This window comes from Bacteroides sp. An19, from assembly GCF_002160215.1.
Lineage (GTDB): Bacteria > Bacteroidota > Bacteroidia > Bacteroidales > Bacteroidaceae > Phocaeicola > Phocaeicola intestinalis.
In genome coordinates, this window is sequence record NZ_NFKD01000142.1 from 1 (window position 1) to 926 (window position 926).

Annotated in this window: 2 protein-coding genes; one reads left to right on the plus strand and one right to left on the minus strand. The window is 44.1% G+C overall.

Annotation, left to right across the window (positions count from 1 at the left end):
- The coding region (locus B5F25_RS20885) for a PD-(D/E)XK nuclease domain-containing protein (protein ID WP_206423578.1) at window positions 1-291 on the plus strand (291 nt) is incomplete at its 5' end.
- Between the two features lie 274 nt (window positions 292-565).
- Here the strand turns inward: B5F25_RS20885 and B5F25_RS20890 are convergent.
- Entirely contained in the window at window positions 566-823 is a 258-nt protein-coding gene (locus B5F25_RS20890; protein ID WP_206423579.1) for a hypothetical protein, read from the minus strand.
- Window positions 824-926 lie beyond the last annotated feature (103 nt).

Sequence of the window (926 nt, forward strand, 5' to 3'; positions counted from 1 at the left end):
AAGGAACGCTTCTTCCACTATACGCTTTACCTCATCTTCCGCCTGATAAGCGTCTACACGGTCTATACGGAGAAAGAGCAGAGCCAGGGGCGTGCCGACTGCATCGTGGAGACGGATGACTACATCTATATTTTCGAGTTCAAGCGCGACGGTACGGCGGACGAGGCTTTGGCGCAGATAGAGGCGAAAGGTTATGCCCGACCCTACGAAGCAGACCCGCGCACCTTATATAAAATAGGTGTGAACTTCTCTTCCGAAACGGGGACGGTGGAGGACTGGAAAACCGTCTGATTTACTATTTGTCTATTTGCGATTTTCTATTCTATGTAGGGGCGTATCGCATACGCCCTGAATGCGCCAACTTATCCACGCGGATGATTTCAGAGCGTGCGATACGCCCCTACAGTTCATTGGGTGAAATGTGGAATTCATTTTTTCATATCCGTAATTTAAAGGTTAATGTAAAGATAAAAAGAAAGGGAGGCGTTTCCCATTATGAGATTGAGAACGCCTCTCTTATCTTAGTAAGCAGTGTTAATTCTGAATTGTTTTGCTTAGGCTGTTATTACTTCGCTGCTTTTACAGTTACAGACAGAGTCTTAGTAACACCGAATACGTCAACCAATTCGAACTTGAGAGTTATAGGCTCAGTTGTACCGATATTATTAGGCAACTGAATCATGATGCCACCTGGAACAGCAGGCAAACCTTCTTTCTTATTCGCTTGTTTAGCTGGCAAGTTAACGACAACAACCTTATCTTCATAAGGACCTGATACTGCCCAACCATTGGTCTTAGTATAAAGATTTGTTCTTTGTGTCAACAGAATAACGGACATTGTGACCCATATCGTCATTGTCATTATCTTGGTTATTGTCACCTTCACCACCAATAACGGTCAGTTTCACGGAGTTGTTTGCAATTGC